This window comes from Novosphingobium sp. SL115, from assembly GCF_026672515.1.
Classification (GTDB): Bacteria; Pseudomonadota; Alphaproteobacteria; order Sphingomonadales; family Sphingomonadaceae; genus Novosphingobium.
Genome location: NZ_JAPPRG010000002.1, coordinates 2,665,102 through 2,683,536, shown reverse-complemented (window position 1 = coordinate 2,683,536; position 18,435 = coordinate 2,665,102). Strand labels below are relative to the sequence as shown.

21 protein-coding genes are annotated in these 18,435 nt (G+C 61.2%); 16 read left to right on the top strand and 5 right to left on the bottom strand.

Features of this window, described 5'->3' with window-relative positions:
* The first annotated feature begins 70 nt into the window (after positions 1-70).
* The 14 genes from rpsM (at position 71) to OVA07_RS14370 (ending at position 11,807) form a co-directional block, all read left to right on the top strand.
* On the top strand, positions 71-439 hold the full coding sequence (gene rpsM / locus OVA07_RS14435) for a 30S ribosomal protein S13 (RefSeq protein ID WP_168853898.1): 369 nt from the start codon (positions 71-73) through the stop codon (positions 437-439).
* Positions 440-487: 48 nt separating this feature from the next.
* Positions 488-877 (top strand): 30S ribosomal protein S11, encoded by a 390-nt coding sequence (rpsK, locus tag OVA07_RS14430; RefSeq protein WP_183613016.1) that lies wholly within the window; start codon positions 488-490, stop codon positions 875-877.
* Between the two features lie 118 nt (positions 878-995).
* Positions 996-2,057 carry a DNA-directed RNA polymerase subunit alpha gene (locus tag OVA07_RS14425; RefSeq protein ID WP_268172173.1) on the top strand — a complete coding sequence of 354 codons (1,062 nt, stop codon included), beginning with the start codon at positions 996-998 and terminating at the stop codon, positions 2,055-2,057.
* 216 nt (positions 2,058-2,273) lie between these two features.
* Complete coding sequence (gene rplQ, locus OVA07_RS14420) at positions 2,274-2,699, top strand: 50S ribosomal protein L17 (protein ID WP_268172172.1); 426 nt, start codon at positions 2,274-2,276, stop codon at positions 2,697-2,699.
* A 151-nt stretch (positions 2,700-2,850) separates the two neighbouring features.
* Positions 2,851-4,989, top strand: coding sequence for a prolyl oligopeptidase family serine peptidase (locus OVA07_RS14415; protein WP_442789654.1), 2,139 nt, complete (start codon positions 2,851-2,853; stop codon positions 4,987-4,989).
* Positions 4,990-5,043: 54 nt separating this feature from the next.
* Positions 5,044-7,332 carry a prolyl oligopeptidase family serine peptidase gene (locus tag OVA07_RS14410; RefSeq protein WP_442789672.1) on the top strand — a complete coding sequence of 763 codons (2,289 nt, stop codon included), beginning with the start codon at positions 5,044-5,046 and terminating at the stop codon, positions 7,330-7,332.
* Positions 7,333-7,462: 130 nt separating this feature from the next.
* Positions 7,463-8,053: a hypothetical protein gene (locus OVA07_RS14405; RefSeq protein WP_268172169.1), complete on the top strand. Its 591-nt coding sequence runs from the start codon at positions 7,463-7,465 to the stop codon at positions 8,051-8,053.
* 135 nt (positions 8,054-8,188) lie between these two features.
* Positions 8,189-8,734, top strand: a complete 546-nt coding sequence (locus OVA07_RS14400; RefSeq protein ID WP_268172168.1) for a hypothetical protein — start codon at positions 8,189-8,191, stop codon at positions 8,732-8,734.
* Positions 8,735-8,832: 98 nt separating this feature from the next.
* Complete coding sequence (locus OVA07_RS14395) at positions 8,833-9,156, top strand: DUF1476 domain-containing protein (RefSeq protein ID WP_268172167.1); 324 nt, start codon at positions 8,833-8,835, stop codon at positions 9,154-9,156.
* The gene (locus OVA07_RS14390) at positions 9,156-9,389 is read left to right on the top strand and encodes a BolA family protein (RefSeq protein WP_268172166.1); all 234 of its coding nucleotides are present in this window, start codon (positions 9,156-9,158) and stop codon (positions 9,387-9,389) included. Before OVA07_RS14395 ends, OVA07_RS14390 begins: the two co-directional genes overlap by 1 nt.
* Positions 9,390-9,418: 29 nt before the next feature.
* Positions 9,419-9,748 carry a Grx4 family monothiol glutaredoxin gene (grxD, locus tag OVA07_RS14385; protein WP_268172165.1) on the top strand — a complete coding sequence of 110 codons (330 nt, stop codon included), beginning with the start codon at positions 9,419-9,421 and terminating at the stop codon, positions 9,746-9,748.
* 375 nt (positions 9,749-10,123) lie between these two features.
* The gene (locus tag OVA07_RS14380; RefSeq protein WP_268172164.1) at positions 10,124-10,912 is read left to right on the top strand and encodes an NUDIX domain-containing protein; all 789 of its coding nucleotides are present in this window, start codon (positions 10,124-10,126) and stop codon (positions 10,910-10,912) included.
* 69 nt (positions 10,913-10,981) lie between these two features.
* The gene (locus OVA07_RS14375) at positions 10,982-11,281 is read left to right on the top strand and encodes a hypothetical protein (protein ID WP_268172163.1); all 300 of its coding nucleotides are present in this window, start codon (positions 10,982-10,984) and stop codon (positions 11,279-11,281) included.
* A gap of 64 nt (positions 11,282-11,345) precedes the next feature.
* Entirely contained in the window at positions 11,346-11,807 is a 462-nt protein-coding gene (locus OVA07_RS14370) for a hypothetical protein (RefSeq protein WP_268172161.1), read from the top strand.
* Positions 11,808-11,822: 15 nt separating this feature from the next.
* Here OVA07_RS14370 and OVA07_RS14365 read toward each other — a convergent pair whose 3' ends face one another.
* Positions 11,823-12,197 (bottom strand): winged helix-turn-helix domain-containing protein, encoded by a 375-nt coding sequence (locus OVA07_RS14365; protein WP_268172160.1) that lies wholly within the window; start codon positions 12,195-12,197, stop codon positions 11,823-11,825.
* Positions 12,198-12,262: 65 nt separating this feature from the next.
* On the opposite strand from OVA07_RS14365, the gene OVA07_RS14360 reads away from it, so the two are divergent.
* Positions 12,263-13,396 carry an aminotransferase class I/II-fold pyridoxal phosphate-dependent enzyme gene (locus OVA07_RS14360; RefSeq protein ID WP_268172159.1) on the top strand — a complete coding sequence of 378 codons (1,134 nt, stop codon included), beginning with the start codon at positions 12,263-12,265 and terminating at the stop codon, positions 13,394-13,396.
* 50 nt (positions 13,397-13,446) lie between these two features.
* Here OVA07_RS14360 and OVA07_RS14355 read toward each other — a convergent pair whose 3' ends face one another.
* From OVA07_RS14355 to OVA07_RS14340, 4 genes are all read right to left on the bottom strand, one after another.
* Entirely contained in the window at positions 13,447-14,487 is a 1,041-nt protein-coding gene (locus OVA07_RS14355) for an alcohol dehydrogenase family protein (RefSeq protein ID WP_268172158.1), read from the bottom strand.
* Between the two features lie 116 nt (positions 14,488-14,603).
* Complete coding sequence (locus OVA07_RS14350) at positions 14,604-15,830, bottom strand: acyl-CoA dehydrogenase family protein (protein WP_268172157.1); 1,227 nt, start codon at positions 15,828-15,830, stop codon at positions 14,604-14,606.
* A gap of 10 nt (positions 15,831-15,840) precedes the next feature.
* Entirely contained in the window at positions 15,841-16,578 is a 738-nt protein-coding gene (locus OVA07_RS14345) for an SDR family NAD(P)-dependent oxidoreductase (RefSeq protein WP_268172156.1), read from the bottom strand.
* Positions 16,579-16,597: 19 nt separating this feature from the next.
* Positions 16,598-17,659, bottom strand: coding sequence for a phosphotransferase family protein (locus OVA07_RS14340; RefSeq protein WP_268172155.1), 1,062 nt, complete (start codon positions 17,657-17,659; stop codon positions 16,598-16,600).
* A gap of 84 nt (positions 17,660-17,743) precedes the next feature.
* Between OVA07_RS14340 and OVA07_RS14335 the strand changes: the two genes are divergently transcribed.
* The gene (locus OVA07_RS14335) at positions 17,744-18,382 is read left to right on the top strand and encodes a TetR/AcrR family transcriptional regulator (protein ID WP_268172154.1); all 639 of its coding nucleotides are present in this window, start codon (positions 17,744-17,746) and stop codon (positions 18,380-18,382) included.
* Positions 18,383-18,435 lie beyond the last annotated feature (53 nt).

Sequence of the window (18,435 nt, the reverse complement as noted above, 5' to 3'; positions counted from 1 at the left end):
AGGGTGTTTTTCGCGATGAGATAGGGCGGCGGAGCGATTCGCCTGTCCTGTGGAGCAAACGGAGAAGCAAGTGGCTCGTATTGCCGGGGTCAATATCCCCACCAACAAGCGCGTTATCATCGCGCTGACCTACATTCACGGTATCGGCTCGTTCAAGGCCAAGCAGATCGCAGATAAGCTGGGTATCGATCATACCCGCCGCGTACAGGATCTCTCGGACGCTGAAGTCCTCCAGATCCGTGAAGCGATTGACGCCGATCACACCGTGGAAGGCGATCTTCGCCGCGAAGTGGCGATGAACATCAAGCGTCTTATGGACCTTGCGTGCTATCGTGGTCTGCGTCACCGCAAGGGCCTGCCGGTCCGCGGCCAGCGCACCCATACCAATGCCCGCACCCGCAAGGGCAAGGCCAAGCCGATCGCCGGCAAGAAGAAGTAAGACCCGCAAGGGCTTTCTTCCGTCCCACGTTTCTCGAGGATAGAAAAAATGGCACGCGAACCTCAGCGCATCAAGCGCCGCGAGCGCAAGAACATCACCAGCGGCGTTGCGCACGTCAACGCCAGCTTCAACAACACCATGGTGACCATCACCGACGCACAAGGTAACGCCATTTCGTGGTCGTCGGCTGGCATGATGGGTTTCAAGGGCAGCCGCAAGTCGACGCCGTACGCAGCGCAGGTTGCTGCTGACGACGCCGGTAAGAAGGCTGCTGAACACGGCGTTCGTACGCTTGAAGTTGAAGTCAAGGGCCCGGGTTCGGGCCGTGAAAGCGCACTGCGCGCGCTTCAGGCGGTTGGCTTCACGATCACGGCAATCCGTGACGTGACCCCGATCCCGCACAACGGCGTTCGTCCGTCGAAGCGTCGTCGCGTCTGATCCTGCATACGGTGGTTGGGGCGCAGGTACCGGCGCCCCATCTGCCCAATACTTCGACCGGGTGCGGACACTTCTGTCCGACAGCCGGCAAAGCCCGCACAAACCCCAGGGGAATTCCATGACTGTCAACATCAAGAACTGGCAGGAACTGAAGAAGCCCAACAATCTCGAGATCAAGCCGGGCAACGATCCGAAGCGCCGCGCGACTTTCGTCGCGGAACCGCTGGAACGTGGTTTTGGTCTCACTCTCGGCAACGCGCTGCGTCGCGTGCTGCTTTCGTCGCTGCAGGGCGCGGCTGTCACCTCGATCAAGATCGAAAACGTCCTGCACGAATTCTCGTCGCTGGCCGGTGTTCGTGAAGACGTGACCGACATCGTTCTGAACGTGAAGCAGATCGCGCTCAAGATGCAGGGTGAAGGCCCGAAGCGTCTTCAACTCTCGGCCACTGGTCCGGGCGAAGTGAAGGCAGGCGACATCGCTGTAACCGGCGATATCGAGGTGATGAACAAGGATCTTGTCATCTGCAACCTTGATGAAGGCGCCACCTTCAACATGGAGCTGACTGTCGATACCGGTAAGGGGTATGTCCCGGCCGTGTCGAACCGTCCGGTTGACGCGCCGATCGGCCTGATCCCGATTGACTCGCTTTATTCGCCGGTCCGTCAGGTTTCCTATAAGGTCGAAAACGCACGTATTGGCCAGGAGCTTGACTACGACAAGCTTAACCTCATGGTTGAAACCGACGGCACCGTGACGCCGGAAGATGCTGTGGCTTATGCCGCGCGCATTCTTCAGGATCAGCTTTCGCTGTTCGTACACTTCGACGATCAGGTTCCGGTTGGCCATGTTCCTTCGGTTGCGGGCGTTGCTGCTCATGCGCCGGAAGAAAGCGACGCCAATCAGCTCAACCGTTACCTTCTCAAGAAGGTCGACGAGCTGGAACTGTCGGTGCGTTCGGCCAACTGCCTCAAGAACGACAACATCATCTACATCGGCGATCTGGTCCAGAAGACCGAAGCGGAGATGCTGCGCACGCCGAACTTCGGCCGCAAGTCGCTCAACGAGATCAAGGAAGTCCTTTCGTCGATGGGACTGCGCCTTGGCATGGACATCCCTGGCTGGCCGCCGGAAAACATCGAGGAAATGGCCAAGAAGCTCGAACAAGAGCTGCTGGGCTAAGCTTCCCGAAAAGAACTTGCGCCCCCGCGAAGGCGGGGGCCTCGTTCGGCAAAGCGCTGACAGACCTGTGGCCCCCGCCTGCGCGGGGGCGCAGTATAATTAAGCGCAGAAGTTTCGCTTCCTTTGGGAAGCACAGGGCGATTTGGCGGCCGCCCGTAAACGCTGCCTGGATCGGGGTACCTCGCACGGCCCCCCTACGAACGGAAGGATACAAACATGCGTCATAAACTGGGTCAGCGTAAGCTGGGTCGTACCTCTGCTCACCGTATTGCGATGCTCCGCAACATGGCTGCAGCGCTCATCAAGCACGAACAGATCACCACCACGCTGCCTAAGGCGCGTGAACTGCGCCCCTATCTTGAAAAGCTGATTACGCTGGGCAAGAAGGGCGGTCTCTCGAACCGTCGTCTGGCCCATGCCCGTCTGCTTGACGCGACGCAGGAAAAGAAGCTGTTCGAAGTTCTGGCTGAACGCTACTCGGATCGTAACGGCGGCTATACCCGCATCATCAAGGCCGGTTACCGCGCTTCGGACGCCGCTCCGATTGCCGTCATCGAACTGGTTGACCGCGATACCTCGGCAAAGGGTCAGGATTCGGGTCCGGTGATGACCGCTGATGAGGATGAATTCGAAGCCGCGTAATTCACGCGCCTCGGATTTTCCGAAAGAATTTACGGACGGAGCCGCAAGGCCCCGTCCGTTTTCTTTTGTGCATGAGGCTGCTGACTGCTTGAAAGTTCGCGATCACTGGTTAGTTTCCGCTGCAACCGGAAGTAACGCGCGAAAGTCTCCCATGCCTTCAATATATTCGCTTATGACCGCAACGGCGGCTCTGTGCTTTGTCGTTGCTTCTTCCGCCCATGCCGGAGACACCGTGATGAAGTATCCGCCGACCCGGCCCGGAACCGTGGTGGATGACGTGTTCGGACAAAAGGTCGCCGATCCCTATCGCTGGCTGGAAGCGGATGTGCGTCAGGACAAGTCGGTGGCAGCATGGGTGGATGCGCAAAGCCGTTTCACCGCAGATTATCTGGCAAAGTTGCCAGAACGTCCTGCGTTTGAGGCGCGCCTGAAAACCCTGTTTGATTTCGAACGCTTCGGCCTGCCGGTGAAAGCTGGAGAACGCCTGTTTTTCCGCCACAATTCCGGTTTGCAGAACCAGTCGCCGCTTTACGTTTCGGCTCTTGATGGCAGCGGGCGGCAGGCGCTGATCGATCCCAACCTGTGGGCACAGGACGGCGCGACCGCGCTCGATACGTGGATGCCATCGCCAGATGGTAGCAAGGTCGCCTTTTTCGTTCAGGATGGGGGGTCTGATTGGCGCACCCTGAAAATCATCGAAGTGGCGAGCGGCAAGGTGCTGGCCGACAGGGTGGAGCATGTAAAGTTTTCAAACCTCGCATGGGCTGGAAACGATAGCGTGGTCTATTCACGCTTTCCCGAACCGAAGGCGGGCGAAGCGTTTCAGGCACTCAGTTCAAACCAGTCGGTCTGGGTGCATAAGCTGGGGACCACACAGCGCGATGACCGGCAGGTTCATGCAACGCCCAACAATCCCCGGCTATATCATGGCGCGGGGGTGACGCATGATCAGCGCTGGCTGGTGGTTTCAACCAGCACCGGCAGCGAGAAGGGCAATGCGGTGGGCGTGGCGGCCATCGGCAAGGGCGAATGGGTGGTTCGCCCGCTGATCTCCACTCTGGCTGACGAATGGAGCCTGATCGAAGGCGTGGGTGACCGGCTGTGGTTCGTGACCAGCCATGAAGCCCCCCGCAAGAAAGTGGTCATGGTTGATTTGTCGGGCTTAGGTCCGCAGTTCACCACAGTTGTCGCTGAAGACGCCGCTGTACTCGACAGCGCCAGCATCGTGGGCGACCGGTTGGTGCTGAACTATCTGCGCGATGTGAAAGCCGAACTGCGGCTGGCAATGCTGGATGGAAAACCGGCAGGCGCGCTGGCCCTGCCGGGCATTGGCAGCGTTGCAGGCGTGGTGGGGGAACCGGGTGATGCGCAAGGGCACTTCGCGTTTAGCGGCTTTACCCAGCCTGCGACGGTTTATGGTTTTGATGCCGGGGACACGGCATCGGCCAAGGTATGGGCCGCGCCCAAACTGACCTTCGATCCGGCGCGGTTCGAAACGCGCCAGGTATTCTATCCTTCCAGGGACGGGACGAAAATCCCGATGTTCGTGGTGCGGCGCAAGGATATTGCCGGGCCGTTGCCGACCATCCTGTATGGCTATGGCGGGTTCAACATTTCGATCCTGCCCGGCTTTTCGGCAGCGCGCATGGCGTGGCTTGAAGCAGGCGGCGCTTATGCAGTGGCCAATATTCGTGGCGGCGGCGAATATGGCGAAGCGTGGCATCTGGGCGGCAAGGGCGCGACCAAGCAGAACGTGTTCGATGATTTCATCGCCGCCGGAGAATGGCTGAAAGCCAATGGCGTCACCGCGAAAGACGGGCTGGCCGTGGAAGGCGGATCGAACGGCGGCCTGCTGGTGGGGGCGGTGGTGAACCAGCGGCCCGATCTGTTTGCCGCGGCGCATCCTGCGGTCGGCGTGATGGACATGTTGCGGTTTGACCGTTTCACTGCTGGGCGCGAATGGGTGTTCGATTATGGCTTCCCCGAGAAGGAAGACGATTGGCGGCGGTTGCGGGCCTATTCGCCCTATCACAATATCACGCCGGGCAAGGCCTATCCGGCCATTCTGGTGACGACCGCAGACACCGATGACCGTGTGGTGCCGGGGCACAGCTTCAAATATGCGGCTGCGTTGCAGGCCGCGGACATTGGACCAAAGCCTCACCTGATCCGCATCGAAACCCGTGCCGGCCATGGCGCGGGCACCCCGGTTTCCAAACAGATAGAGGAAACGGCTGATGTTTATGCCTTCATCGCACATTGGACGGGGCTGAAAGCAAAGGCTGACTGACCTTCTATCCATCTCCCGCAACGGCTTTGGCAGTGCTATGCTGTCGATATAATGATGCGGGAGATGGAAAAGATCTGGCGGGCTTTGGCCTGTGTGCTGGCGTTGTTGGCGGCAGGACCGGCTTGGGCCAATGATGCGGGTCCCAGCGATGCGTCGGCGAATGATCGTGCCGAAAGCGCAGGTCTGCCGGTTTCCGGCGGCGGCAGTGGAGCAACGAGCAGCCCGTTCACCGCGCTGGTGCTGCCGCGCAATGCCTATCCTGCCACGCGCGATGATGGTGTGGTCGAACACGTGTTTGGCGAACGGGTTGCCGATCCGTTCCGCTGGCTTGAGGCTGATCCGCGCCGCGACCGTCAGGTGGCTGAATGGGTAGGACGGCAAAACGCTCTGTCGGCAGGCTATCTGGCGCGCTTGCCTCAGCGCGAATGGTTTGCCGCCCGCATCCGAGCCTTGTTCGATTTTGAACGCTATGGCCTGCCGCGCCGAGCTGGCAGCCGCTACTTCTACACCCGCAACACCGGCCTGCAGAACTTTGCCGCGCTGTGGATGCGTAAAGGGGTGGGAGGCGAGCAGCGCCTGTTGCTGGACCCTAACGGCTGGAGTGCGGACGGTTCGGTCGCGCTGGCGCAGTGGGAGCCTTCGCCCAATGGCCGGTTCGTGGCCTTTGCTCAGCAAATTGCGGGCAGCGATTGGCGCACCTTGCGCGTGGTCGACGTTGTCAGCGGGCGGTTGATGGATGAGCGGCTGGAATGGGCCAACGATACCGAAATCGCCTGGGCGGGGGAGGAAGGCTTTTTCTATTCCCGCTTCCCCGCGCCCGCGCCCGGGGCGGATCCGCGCGCGCCCCGGTTTGACAAAGCAGTGTGGTTCCACCGCGTCGGCAGCGCGCAGGACGATGACGAACTTGTCCATGCCACCCCCGATCATCCCGAATGGAGCCATAAGGCACTGGTCACCAGCGATGGACGTTGGGCGGTGATCGTTAGCGAAGTGGGCACCGACAAGCGGAACGCGGTCCATCTGTTGCAGCTGGCCGGGCGTGGCAAAGGTGGCTGGAAAGCGCAGGCGCTGGTGCCCGAAATTGCCGATCACTGGCGGCTTGTCGCCGGGGCAGGGGACCGGCTGTGGTTTCTGACAGACCGTGGCGCGCCCAATTTCCACCTTGTCAGCATCGATCTTGCCCGGCCGCGCATGGGGTGGCAGGTGGTGGTCCCCGAACGCGGCAACACGCTGGAAGGCGCGCGGATGGTGGGGGACAGGTTCATCCTGTCCTATCTGAAAGATGGTGCCAGCGTTGCGGTCATGGCCGATCGCAAAGGCAAGCCGGGCAAGGCGATCACGCTCAACGGCATCGGCACGGCCAGCGGCTTTGGCGGGCGTCCCGGCGATACCGAGACGTTCTATCAGTTCACCGGCTTTGCCCAGCCACCCGCGATCTATCGCATGGATCTGCGCAGCGGAGCGGTCACGCCCTTTGCCGTACCGAAAACGGGCTTCGATCCGGCGGACTACCTTGTGGAACAGCGCAGCTTTGCATCAAAAGACGGGACCATGGTTCCGGTCTATGTGGTGCGCAAACGCGCGCTGGCCCGACAAGGTAAGCCGCTGCCCACATTGCTCTACGGCTATGGCGGGTTCGACGTTTCGCTTACTCCCGGTTATTCACCAGTGCGCATGGCTTGGCTGGAAGCTGGCGGTGCCTTTGCGTTAGCGAACATTCGCGGCGGGGGTGAATTCGGGCGTGACTGGCACGATGCCGGACGGCGGGCGCGCAAACAGAACAGCTTTGATGATTTCATCGCAGCAGGCGAATTTCTGGTGCGTGAAGGCATTGCCTTGCCCGGTGGCCTCGCCGTGCAGGGCGCGTCCAACGGAGGCTTGTTGGTGGGGGCAGTGGTCAACCAGCGGCCCGATCTGTTCGCTGCGGCCAACCCCGATGTAGGCGTAATGGACATGCTGCGGTTTGACCGGTTCACGTCGGGCCGTTTCTGGGTGGATGATTATGGCCGCCCTGATCGCGAGGACGACTGGCGCACGCTGCGCGCCTATTCCCCCTATCATAACGTCGCAGCGGGCAAGGACTATCCAGCGATATTGGTGACCACTGCGGATAATGATGATCGCGTGGTTCCCGCACACAGCTTCAAATATGTGGCGGCACTGCAGGCGGCTCAAATCGGCGAGAAGCCGCATCTGCTGCGGGTGGAAGCGCAGGCGGGCCACGGTGGGGGAAAGCCGGTGGAAAAGGTCATCGGGACCGGGGCAGATGTGTTGGCGTTTCTGGCCTACTGGACCGGTTTGTCCCAGCCTTCGGCAGCGGTAGGCGAAAAGGCGCGAAACTAGCTTCGTTCATCTAATTGCCAATTTTTATGAACAATAGCTGTCGCGCCGGTTCAGCGTCATCTCACTGCGAATCAGGCAAACCTTCATCTGTGGCGGGAAATGCCCGCTGATGAATTGAAGGATCTGACCCATGAAGACTTTCTCCAAGGCCCTGGTCGGAACCGCTGCCGCCGCTGCGGTCGCCGTGTCTTCGGCCACTCCGGCAATGGCGCGCGATCGCGGTGGCGTCGATGGTGGTGATATCATCGCAGGCGCGCTGGTGATTGGCGGGATTGCGGCCATCGCTGCTGCGGCCAGTGCCAACAACAACGACCGCTATGGCTATGGCGACGGCAATGACTGGCGGGGCCGCGATGGCTGGAACGATAGTGGCCGCTATCGCAACGACGCCTATGGGCGCGGCAATTCGCGCAGCGCCATTGAACAGTGCGTGCGCGCTGCCGAACGCAATGCGTCGCGCTACAGCTACGGCCGGGCCGACGTGACCGATGTACGCGATGTGAAAGCTACGCGCTGGGGTTATGAAGTGAAGGGCCGCATCGCGGTCAACTCTTCAGGCCGCAACTGGCGTCAGGGCGACAATCGCTATGGTCGGGGTTGGAATGGCGACTATCGTGGCTGGAATGACTCGCTGCGCGGGTATGACAGCGGCTCATTCAAGTGCCGGGTCGAACGCGGGCGGGTGGTCGATATCGATTATAGCGGCATCCGCGGCCTTTAAGAGCGGTTGATGGCGCAGGACGGGCGGGGGCGGTTCAGGCATACGAAAGCCTGAACCGCCTAGCACGCTGTCAGGACGACGGGATTTGGCCGCACTTTGGCTATAGAGTGCGTGGCCGGGATAGGGGTTGGGCATATGGCAGGCAGATTTGCACGCATCGCACTGGCTTTGACGGGTATGACCACGGCCATTCTGCCGCTGGCGGCAGAGGCGCAGGCGCGTCCCGGCTGGGGTGGGGGTAACTGGAATGGCAGTCGAGGTTGGCATCGTGACCGCGGAATTGACGGCGGCGATGTGCTTGCCGGCATCCTTATCATTGGCGGTATCGCCGCAATCGCCAGCGCCGCCAGCAAATCCCAGCGTGATCGCGATGTGCGCGAAGATGATGGTTATCGCTATCGTTCCGAAGACCAGCCGCGTTACGAAGATCGTCAGGGTGGTTGGCAAAATCAGCCACAAAACCAGCAATCGCAACGCTCAGCGACGCAGGGCATGGATGATGCAGTCGATGCCTGCGTGACAGAGGCATCGCGCAAAGGCGATGTTGACGAGGTTTATGACGCAGCGCGAGTGGGCAGTGGCTATCGCGTTTCGGGCACCCTGCGCAATGGTGACAACTTCTCGTGCGACGTCAGCGCAGGCGGTGGCGTGCTGCTCGATTTGCGTCGCGGCGCGATGTGATCTGCGAATCTTTCTGAAGCGTTCTGCACTGGTCACTTGCGGCAGGCGCGCGGTCTGATTATCGGCAGGGAAACCCTTGAATAAGGATTACCGGGACCATGACCATGTTCGACGACCGCGAGAAGGCCTTTGAAGCCAAGTTCGCCCGCGATGAGGAAATGCAGTTCCGCATCAATGCCCGCCGCAATCGGCTGCTGGGGCAGTGGGCGGCAGCGCGCATGGGTCTGGATGCGGCCGAAACCGAGGCCTATGCCAAGGCTGTGGTACAGGCCGATTTCGAAGAAGCTGGCGACGAAGACGTGATCCGCAAACTGCTGGGCGATCTGATCTCCGCAGGCGTTGAAATCGACGAGGCCGAAATTCGCACGGCGCTTGATGCAAAGTCTGTCGATGCGCGCCGCCAGCTGATGGGCGAAGCCTGATGGCGATGCCTGCGGCCGAGATCGAAGCCATGATCCGTGCCGCCTTGCCGGATGCGCAGGTCGAGATCACGGACCTTGCCGGTGATGGCGACCATTATGCCGCCCGCGTTGTTTCAGCGGCCTTTGCCGGGCTTCCCCGCGTCAGGCAGCACAAGCTGGTTTACGAAGCGCTGGGCGGGCGCATGGGCGGCGACCTTCACGCCTTGCAACTGACCACTGCCGTTCCCAACTGATAACGGCCAGGAACAGGATTTCTTTCCCCATGTCGAACACCACTGAAGAACGCCTTGCCGAAATCGTGAACGGCAACGATGTCGTCCTGTTCATGAAGGGCACGCCGCTGTTTCCGCAATGCGGATTTTCCAGCAAGGCTGTGGCCATCCTTGAACATCTGGGCGTCGAATTCGCCTCGGTCGACGTTTTGCAGGACATGGAAATCCGTCAGGGCATCAAGGCGTTTTCCGATTGGCCAACCATTCCCCAGCTTTACGTGAAGGGTGAATTTGTCGGCGGTTCGGACATCATGATGGAAATGTTCCAGGACGGCGAATTGCAGCAGGTGATGACTGATGCGGGCGTGAAAGCGGCCTGATCGGCAAAGTCCTGCCGGACCATTGCAGGAGGCGCGGTTGGCATTTGCCGGTCGCGCCTTTTTTGCGTCTTGCGCAGACACGCGCAGGCCACACGAAACAGGCTGCAAAAACCGGGGCAGGGCAGTTATTTCAGGGGTTCGGGAAGTCCCGGGAGAGGCGGAGCCAAGGAGACCGGGGGGACTGGCTCCGCCTCATGAAGAACTTACTCTTCGGGACGAAAAGAGTAATGCAGGGTCCGTGCCAAACTGCAAAATTCGCCGAATTACGTGGTTTTTGCCAAAGTATCTCGCAGCCCTGCTACGGCAGTTGTAAAATCACCCGACACAATGTGGAGGCTTGGCAAGTGGCTGCGACCGGGACATGATTGGTTCGTGATGGAAACCCATGATATAGAGCCGGAAAACTGGCTGTCCCGCACGGTGGCTGCGGCAACGATCGTCATTTTTCGGCGTGATCCGGCAGGCGGGCCTGCACAATTGTTGATGGTGGAACGCAATGCCAGTCTGAAATTTGCAGGTGGCGCTACTGTTTTTCCCGGCGGAAAGGTCGACCCCGCAGACCTTGAACTGGCCGAAAAGCTTGGGTTTTCCGATCTGGCTGATGGTGCAGCCCAGATTGCTGCCGTGCGTGAAACGCTTGAGGAAACCGGCCTTGTCATCGGCATTGAGGGCAAGGTTGACGGTCAGATTGCCGCACAGGCACGCCAGATGCTGCTTGCTGGCGGTGATCTGGCGCCTGTGCTCGACGCCTATGGTTGGACGCTTGTGCCGCAGCGGCTGGTTCCGTTTGCGCGCTGGTGGCCCCGACACCGGACTGAAAGAATTTTCGACACCCGCTTCTATCTGGCCGATCTTGGCACGGGTGCTGTCGATATCGAAGTGGACGCGACCGAAAATCGGCACTTGTTCTGGGCCAGCGCGCAAGGCGCACTCGACCTTGCCGAACAGGGTGCGATCAAGGTGATTTTCCCCACCCGTCGCAATCTTGAACGGCTAGCCCGTTTTGACAGTTTCGAAGCCGCCCGCACACACGCGCGGGCTACGCCGGTGGACACTATCAGCCCTTATGTCGAACAGGTTGACGGGCAGCCATGGCTGATGATCCCCGACGGACTAGGCTACCCCGTGCGCGGTGAACCGCTGGAAATGGCGGCGCGGGGTTAGGTGGCCTTACGTAGATAGAGGTTACGCGCGCTTCATACGGTGCGGGCATGGTGTCTGAGAGGTGGCCCGATGTCTGCGAATGTTGCAATGAAGTTTGAAATGGTGGATCATGATTGTCCGTCTGTGCCGGTCGATGTGCCGGTGCTGCGACAGGCGGATGGTTCTGACGCTTGCGTCGAATCACCGGTTCACCAACTGCAGGCAGAATTGCTGCTGAATGCCTTGCCTCCGCGTTCGATGCCGTTGTCCGAGCTCGTCATTGCTACGCACGATGAAATGGTGCCGGGGTGGCTGCGTCTGGCCTTGCCGGTCGTGCTTTCGCTTGTGCTGTGGGCCATGATTTTCCGCATGGCCGCGCTGTTGGGCTGAAAATATCGCCAGCGGCGTGACGCTGTAACCAATTGTTGAGGGCGCGCGCGATAGGAGTGTGTTCATGCACAGTATCCTCGTCAGACTCACGCCCGGTCAGATCGCACGGTTTGCGCGTATTCCGGCTTTAGGCAGCGCCTTCGTGCTGGCGCTTGGATATGTTTCCAACTTGCTGACCCCTGCTGCTGCCGTCATGATCGTGTTTGCCATGGGCTGGACCATGTTGCTGGCCGCGCCGCGCCAGCGGGCCAGTGAAATGCTGGGCGCGGCGGCGGTGTGGATCGCCTTTGCCGAATTCCTGTCCACCATCGACACCGGGCATTTTCAGTTCTGGCGGTTGGGCGTGGCGGTGGCAACGCTGGGCGGGATCATGCTGGTGATCCGTGTGCAGTACCTGCGCGAACTGGCCCGAACGGCACCTGAAAGCACATTGGCGCAGCTTGACCGGCGTTCTGGGCACGGCATCGGCATGCTGCCGCACAGCACGGCGCAACTGGACGCCATGCGCCAGCAGGACGCTGCTTAATCCTTCAAGATGGGCCTAATCCTTCTGACTGGCTTTCGGTTCGGCCAGAAGTGCATCTGCCAGCGCCTTGTAATCTGAACAATCCGACGTGTTTTCCAACCGTGTCTGCAACGCGCGGTAATGGGCGAGGATAGTTTGTCCAAAGGCCGTAACCCGCGCCCCGCCGCCCTTGGCGCTGCCGGGGCTGGTTTCGACCAGTGGCTGATGCCAGCAGCGGTTCATCGCATCGACCAGCAGCCACGCCCGGCGATAACTCATGTCCATGGCGCGGCCTGCGGCTGAAATGGAACCGTGGTTGGCAATGGCGCTCAGCAGATCAGCCTTGCCCGGACCCATGGCGATTTCATCGCCGCAATAAAGCTGGATCTTGAGTTTGAGCCGCTGTGTCATTGCTGCGTTCTGGCGGCTGGCCACCGGCCTTGCAACGGGTTTTGCCAAGGCCTAGCACCGCACACATGATCGCCGAAGTCGAACCGTTCCACGCCATTGCCGTCAGCCGCCTGTCCTATGAAATGGAGGCGGCGGGGCGCGATGTGATCCACATGGAATTTGGGCAGCCGTCCACCGGTGCTCCTGCCAAAGCCATCGCGGTGGCGCATCAGGTGCTGGATGCCGAAGCGATGGGATATTGGGAAAGCGTTCCGCTGAAAGCGCGAATCGCCCAAAGCTATGCCGACAATTGCGGCGTCAGCGTGGATGCCGAACAGGTGATCCTGACCTGCGGCGCATCACCCGCCTTTGTCATGGCCTTGTCCTGCCTGTTCGCGCCGGGTGCGCGCGTGGCTTTGGCGCGGCCCGGCTATGTCGCCTATCGCAACACCTTGAAAGCCATGTATCTTCAGCCGGTCGAGATGGAATGTGGCCCGGATGAACGCTTTCAGGTTACCGCTGCCGCGCTTGATGCGCTGGACCCGGTGCCCGATGGTCTGATCGTTGCCAGCCCTGCCAACCCCACCGGCACAATCATCGAACCTGCTGAACTCGCCGCCATTGCCGAAGTTTGCCGGCGCAAGGGCATTCGCGTTGTCTCGGACGAAATCTATCATGGCCTCAGCTATGGCGCGCGCGCGGCCTCGATGCTGGAACATCTGCCGCAAGCGGTGATCGTCAATTCGTTCTCCAAGTATTTCAGCATGGCGGGCTGGCGGCTGGGCTGGCTGGTGGTGCCGCCAGACCTGATCGGCGCGGCCCGCGCACGCATGGGCAACCTGTTCCTGACCCCGCCGGTGCTGGCGCAAAAGGCCGGGCTGGTGGCGTTCGAATGCCGCGACGAACTGGAAGGGCATGTGCAGACATATGCCCGCAACCGCGCCATCCTGCTGGAAGCGCTACCCAAGATGGGCCTTGGCCACATCGCCCCGCCCGATGGCGCGTTCTATATCTATGCCGATGCCAGCGAATTTACCGACGACAGCTTGGCTTTTTGCGAACAATTGCTGCGCGACACCGGCGTTTGCACCGCGCCGGGGGTGGACTTTGATCCCGTCAACGGCCACCGCTTCATCCGCTTCAGCTTCGCGGTTTCCACCCCGCTGGTGGAAGAAGCGGTGCGGCGGATAACGCCTTGGTTTGCCGCAAGACGAGCGTAGGCTCGAATCCGTCCCGCTCCGCTTGTGTGGAGCGGGAGAATTTAACCCGATCAATCCGGCGTCAGCACCATCTTCAATGCCCCCGCCTCACGCGCTTCAAACAGGCGATAGGCTTCCGCTCCCTGTGACAGCGGCAGCCGGTGGCTGATATAGCGTTCGGGTTTCAGCCGCCCCGAAGCGACCAGCGGAAACAGCGCGGGCAGTTCTTCCGGCACCGAACAAGTGCCCACCCGGAATGTCAGCCCGCCCGCAAAGGCGCGTTCCAGCGGGAACGGGAAGCGGCGGGATTGCTGAACGCCGATGACTGAAACCGTGCCCCGCACCCGGACAAGCCGCAGCGCCATGTCCACCGTGGCATCCGCGCCCACCACTTCAACCACGCAGTCCAGCCGCTTGCCATGGGTGTCCTCCTTGATCCGGGCAGCCGCTTCATCGGGGTGAAGCGCGATTGCGCCAAGGTCTTGTGCAATCGCGCGGCGTTCGGCCACCGGATCAATGGCATAGACCACATGCGCGCCCATCACGAACGCGCTTTCCACCACCATCAGGCCAATAGGGCCAAGCCCGATCACGCCCACCGACGCGCCGGGGCGGATATCCGCCTGCCGTGCGCCGAACCACGCCGTAGCCAGCGCATCGGTCATCATCAGGGCCTGTTCGGTGCTCACCCCTTCGGGAATGGCGACGGCATTGGCATCTGCCGCAGGCACGCGCACGGCCTCCGCCTGCGAACCCTGCAATCTGGTGGACAGGCCATAGCAGCCCGACAGATTGTTTTCACAAGTGTTGACCACACCGGCAAGGCAGGACCGGCAAGCTCCGCAACCCACAGCTGCCGGGATCATTACCTTCTGCCCCACCTTCAACCGGTGGACACCGCGCCCTACCTCAACCACTTCGCCTACCGCTTCGTGGCCCACGCAAAAGCCGATGTCCTCGGAAAAGCCGTGGCCGTGATAGATGTGCAGGTCGGACCCGCAGATCGAACAGGCATCGACCTGGATGATCGCGTCCCGGTCAGACTGCGGGGTGGGATCGTCCATGCTCTCGTGGCGGATGTCGCGCGCACCGTAATATCGCAGGGCTTTCATGGTAGGTTCTCCTCCTGCCAAGGTGTGATTGGCTTGACTTGTCGCACCTTGGCTAAGCCCGTGCGGCGCTTGAGCATTTCCAGCGCGTGATGCGTCAGCATCTTAGCGCGCTGGCATCATCTCGCGTTGGACGCTACATATTCGGCAATCTTCTGCTTGCCGAGCTGGCTCATGTGAACCTCTTCCGGCCCGTCGGTCAGCCGGACATAGCGGTTCAGCGTGAAGAAGTAGGCCATCGGCCCATCTTCGCTGACACCCATGCCACCATGCACCTGAATGGCCCGGTCTGCCACTTGCTGCGCCATCGATGGAGCCACCACCTTGATCGCGGCGATCAAGTCGCGCGCGGCCTTGTTGCCCTGCCGGTCCATCGCGTCAGCCGCTTTCAGCGTCAGCAGGCGGGCCATTTCCACTTCGCAGAAGCTACGGGCAACGTCCTGCCGCACGCTCGACTGGTCGGCCAGCTTCTTGCCAAAGGCCACTCGGCTTTCGGCGCGGCGGGCCATCCATTCGACACAGCGCTGCGCCTGACCGATAGACCGCATGCAGTGGTGAATGCGGCCCGGCCCAAGCCGCCCTTGGGCAATTTCAAACCCGCGCCCTTCGCCAAGGATGATGTTTTCGCGCGGCACCCGCACGTTTTCAAAGCGCAGTTCCACTTCGCCGCCGGGGCTGTTGTGTGACCCGAACACTTTCAGGTGGCGGACCACGGTAACGCCGGGCGTATCGCGCGGAACAAGGATCTGCGAATGCTGGCTGTGGCGTGGCCCGTCGAAGAAGGTCTTGCCCATCACGATCATCAGGTCGCAACGCGGGTGCATGGCGTTGGAAATCCACCACTTGCGCCCGTTCAGCACATAATTGTCGCCATCGGGCAGGATCGAAAGTTCCAGATTGGTCGCGTCCGATGATGCCACTTGCGGTTCGGTCATCACATAGGCCGACCGGATTTCCCCGGCCAGCAGCGGCTTCAGCCATTGTTCCTGCTGTTCGGGCGTGCCGAATTTGGCAAGGATTTCCATGTTGCCGGTATCGGGCGCGGAGCAATTGAACACTTGGCTTGACCAAGGCACCCGGCCCATCGCTTCGGCCAGCGGGGCATATTCCAGATTGGTGAGGCCGGGCGAGAACGCGCCATATTCATGCGGCAGGAACAGGTTCCACAATCCGGCAGCACGCGCCTTTTCTTTCAACGGCTCCATCCCCGGCCATTCGGCCCACAAATTAGCCTGATCGTGGACGAATTCGTAGTAGGCCTGCTCTGCCGGATAGATGTGTTCATCCATGAACGCTTCGAGGCGGGCGAGGAGGTCTTTGACCTTGTCGGTGTGTTCGAACTGCATGACAAATCCTTCAGAGCGAGAGACCGCCATCCACGACAAGCGTGTGGCCGGTGACATAGGAAGCGAGCGGAGAGGCAAGAAAAATGGCCGCGCCCGCCATATCGGCGGGGGTGCCCATGCGGCGCTGGGGAATGGTCGCCAACGCCCCTTCCAGCCGCTGGGGGTGCTGGGTGGTAACCTTCGTCAGTTTGGTGTCGACAAGGCCGGGGGCAAGGCCGTTCACGCGGATGCCATCGGCGGCAAAGGCCTGCCCCAGCGATTTGGTCAGGCTGATTGCGCCCGCCTTTGACGCGGCATAGGCCGGGTTGCCAATATTAGCCTTCAGCCCCGAAACCGAACTGACGATGACGATGGACCCTTGGGTTTCAGACAGTTGCGCGCGGAGTTTGCGGGCGCAATGCATCAGGCTGTCAAGGTTGACTGCCATGACTCTGTCCCAACCTGCCCGTTCAAATTCACCGCGCCGGTAAACCACCGTGCCCTGACACAGGATCAGCGTGTCCAGTGTGGCAAAGGGCAGGGGGGCGGCTTCTACGGCATCAGGATCACCCACATCGACGCAGGTATAGCCCAGGCCGGACAGGTCAGACCCATCGGCAGGATCATAGTCCCCGACATTGGCCCGCGTGCCCCAGACATGAACCTTGGCCCCGCGCGCGCGAAAGGCCTGCGCAACACCATTGCCGATGCCGCTGGACCCGCCAACGACCAGCACGGTTTTGCCAGTAAAATCGGTATCGTCGATCATGGATGCGTCCTTTGTGGAATCAGCGAATGCGGCGCAGCGCGCGTTCGAACAGGGCGATGGTCTTGGCGTGGAGCATGTCGCCGGTGGCGCGGGGCGCCTTGTCTGCACAGGCTCGCGCATGGGTGCCTTCAAGGATGATGCCCAGCTTGAAGCAGGCCAGCACCACGTACCAGTCCATGGCACTGCAATCGCGGGCCGACCGGGCTGCATAATGCGCGGCAAGCTCCTTTGCCGTGGGAAAACCCTGCCAAGGCGTGACCGCAACATCCGCCTCTGCCGGTTCATCATGTTCAGGCCATGTGGCAATCAGCCAGCCCAGATCGAGCAGCGGATCGCCAATCGTCGCCAGTTCCCAGTCGACAATCGCCGCCAGATTGCCGCTGTCTGGCCGGAACAGCACATTGGCGAGGTGATAATCGCCATGCAGAATACCAGGCGTGAAGCTGGCCGGCCGGTGCGCTTCAAGCCAGCGCGCCACCTGATCCACACCGGGGATCTGATCCGGCCCGGTCCAGCCTGCGAATTGCGTATAGCTGCCAAGCTGCGCCTGCCAGCGCGTCACCTGCCGTTCCAGAAAGCCATCGGGTTTGCCAAATCCCTCCAGTCCGCATTCCCGATAATCCAGCGCACCCAGCGCAGCTATGCCCTCGGCCATGGCAAGGCCCATGCGATTGCGCACATCGGGTGACCCTGCGTGCAGCGGCGGCAGGCCAGTGGTGGCGTTGAACCCTTCAACCGGATCCATCAAATAGAACGCCGCGCCGATCACGCTTTCATCCGGGCAAGCCGCGATCAGGCCGGGGTGCGGCACATTGGTTCCGGCAAGGGCTGCCAGAACCCGTGCTTCGCGGCGCATCGTCTCGTTCGAATTGTCGCGCAGATGCCGCGGCGGGCGGCGCAGAACGTAAGCACGCCCTGCGCGGACAAAGCGCAGCAGCACGTTCTGCGTGCCGCCGCCCAGCAGGGTTACGCCGTCCAGCGGTGCTCCCACGCCAAGGCCCTGTCCATCCATCCATCGCGCCAGCGCGGGCAAGGGCACGCCACCCACCGCATCACCGGCCATTTCCTCTCCATCGCTCACGCCGATTCCCTCGGTGCTGATCGTTTATCCAAATGGATAATGCGTTTGACGCAAGGGTAAGTCAAAGCGTAATCGGAGTGCATGATGGCATCTGACAAAACTTTGCGCGGCGACGCCGCCGAAACCATCAAGGAGGCCGCCCTGCGCCTGTTTGCCGAACGTGGTATCGATGGCGTTACCGTGCGCCAGATTGCCGAGGCGGCAGGGCAAAAGAACCATGCGGCGGTCGGATATCATTTCGGGTCAAAGCATGATCTGGTCCGCGCGGTGATTGTCCATGGCGCGCGGCTGATCGATGATTTGCGCTGTGCCATGCTGGATGAGGCTGAGGTGGATGACACCTTGCGCACGGTAACCGATGTGGTGCGCCTGCTGATTTTGTCCTCGCTACCGCCCGCATCGCCGCCATGGAGCGATTGCTACAACCGCTTCGTGGTCATGCTTCAACTGGCCAACCGGGCGCTGTTCATGGATGCGTTGGAGGGACGGTGGAATGCAGGCTATCTGCGCTGCCTCGACCATATCCGCCGCCTGATGCCCAATGTGCCTGCGGCTGTAATGAACCAGCGTCTGCTGTTTCTGGGGGCGGCGCTGGGCGGCGTCCTTGCCTCGCGCGAACGTGAACTGGCCGACAGGTCGCGCTCGCATCCCACATGGGGCGATCCCGAAACGCTGGATCACGCCATCCGCGCCCTTTCCGCCATGCTGACGCCCGGCAGATAAACAAAACCCCCACCGTCATCACGACGGCGGGGGCTGTTGCAGTGTTGCGTTCA

Coding starts and splice junctions, on each gene's coding strand:
- rpsK (WP_183613016.1), top strand. CDS start 488: ATGGCACGCGAACCTCAGCGCATCAAGCGCCGCGAGCGCAAGAACATC.
- OVA07_RS14425 (WP_268172173.1), top strand. CDS start 996: ATGACTGTCAACATCAAGAACTGGCAGGAACTGAAGAAGCCCAACAAT.
- rplQ (WP_268172172.1), top strand. CDS start 2,274: ATGCGTCATAAACTGGGTCAGCGTAAGCTGGGTCGTACCTCTGCTCAC.
- OVA07_RS14415 (WP_442789654.1), top strand. CDS start 2,851: ATGCCTTCAATATATTCGCTTATGACCGCAACGGCGGCTCTGTGCTTT.
- OVA07_RS14410 (WP_442789672.1), top strand. CDS start 5,044: ATGCGGGAGATGGAAAAGATCTGGCGGGCTTTGGCCTGTGTGCTGGCG.
- OVA07_RS14405 (WP_268172169.1), top strand. CDS start 7,463: ATGAAGACTTTCTCCAAGGCCCTGGTCGGAACCGCTGCCGCCGCTGCG.
- OVA07_RS14400 (WP_268172168.1), top strand. CDS start 8,189: ATGGCAGGCAGATTTGCACGCATCGCACTGGCTTTGACGGGTATGACC.
- OVA07_RS14395 (WP_268172167.1), top strand. CDS start 8,833: ATGACCATGTTCGACGACCGCGAGAAGGCCTTTGAAGCCAAGTTCGCC.
- OVA07_RS14390 (WP_268172166.1), top strand. CDS start 9,156: ATGGCGATGCCTGCGGCCGAGATCGAAGCCATGATCCGTGCCGCCTTG.
- grxD (WP_268172165.1), top strand. CDS start 9,419: ATGTCGAACACCACTGAAGAACGCCTTGCCGAAATCGTGAACGGCAAC.
- OVA07_RS14380 (WP_268172164.1), top strand. CDS start 10,124: ATGGAAACCCATGATATAGAGCCGGAAAACTGGCTGTCCCGCACGGTG.
- OVA07_RS14375 (WP_268172163.1), top strand. CDS start 10,982: ATGTCTGCGAATGTTGCAATGAAGTTTGAAATGGTGGATCATGATTGT.
- OVA07_RS14370 (WP_268172161.1), top strand. CDS start 11,346: ATGCACAGTATCCTCGTCAGACTCACGCCCGGTCAGATCGCACGGTTT.
- OVA07_RS14365 (WP_268172160.1), bottom strand. CDS start 12,197: ATGACACAGCGGCTCAAACTCAAGATCCAGCTTTATTGCGGCGATGAA.
- OVA07_RS14360 (WP_268172159.1), top strand. CDS start 12,263: ATGATCGCCGAAGTCGAACCGTTCCACGCCATTGCCGTCAGCCGCCTG.
- OVA07_RS14355 (WP_268172158.1), bottom strand. CDS start 14,487: ATGAAAGCCCTGCGATATTACGGTGCGCGCGACATCCGCCACGAGAGC.
- OVA07_RS14350 (WP_268172157.1), bottom strand. CDS start 15,830: ATGCAGTTCGAACACACCGACAAGGTCAAAGACCTCCTCGCCCGCCTC.
- OVA07_RS14345 (WP_268172156.1), bottom strand. CDS start 16,578: ATGATCGACGATACCGATTTTACTGGCAAAACCGTGCTGGTCGTTGGC.
- OVA07_RS14335 (WP_268172154.1), top strand. CDS start 17,744: ATGGCATCTGACAAAACTTTGCGCGGCGACGCCGCCGAAACCATCAAG.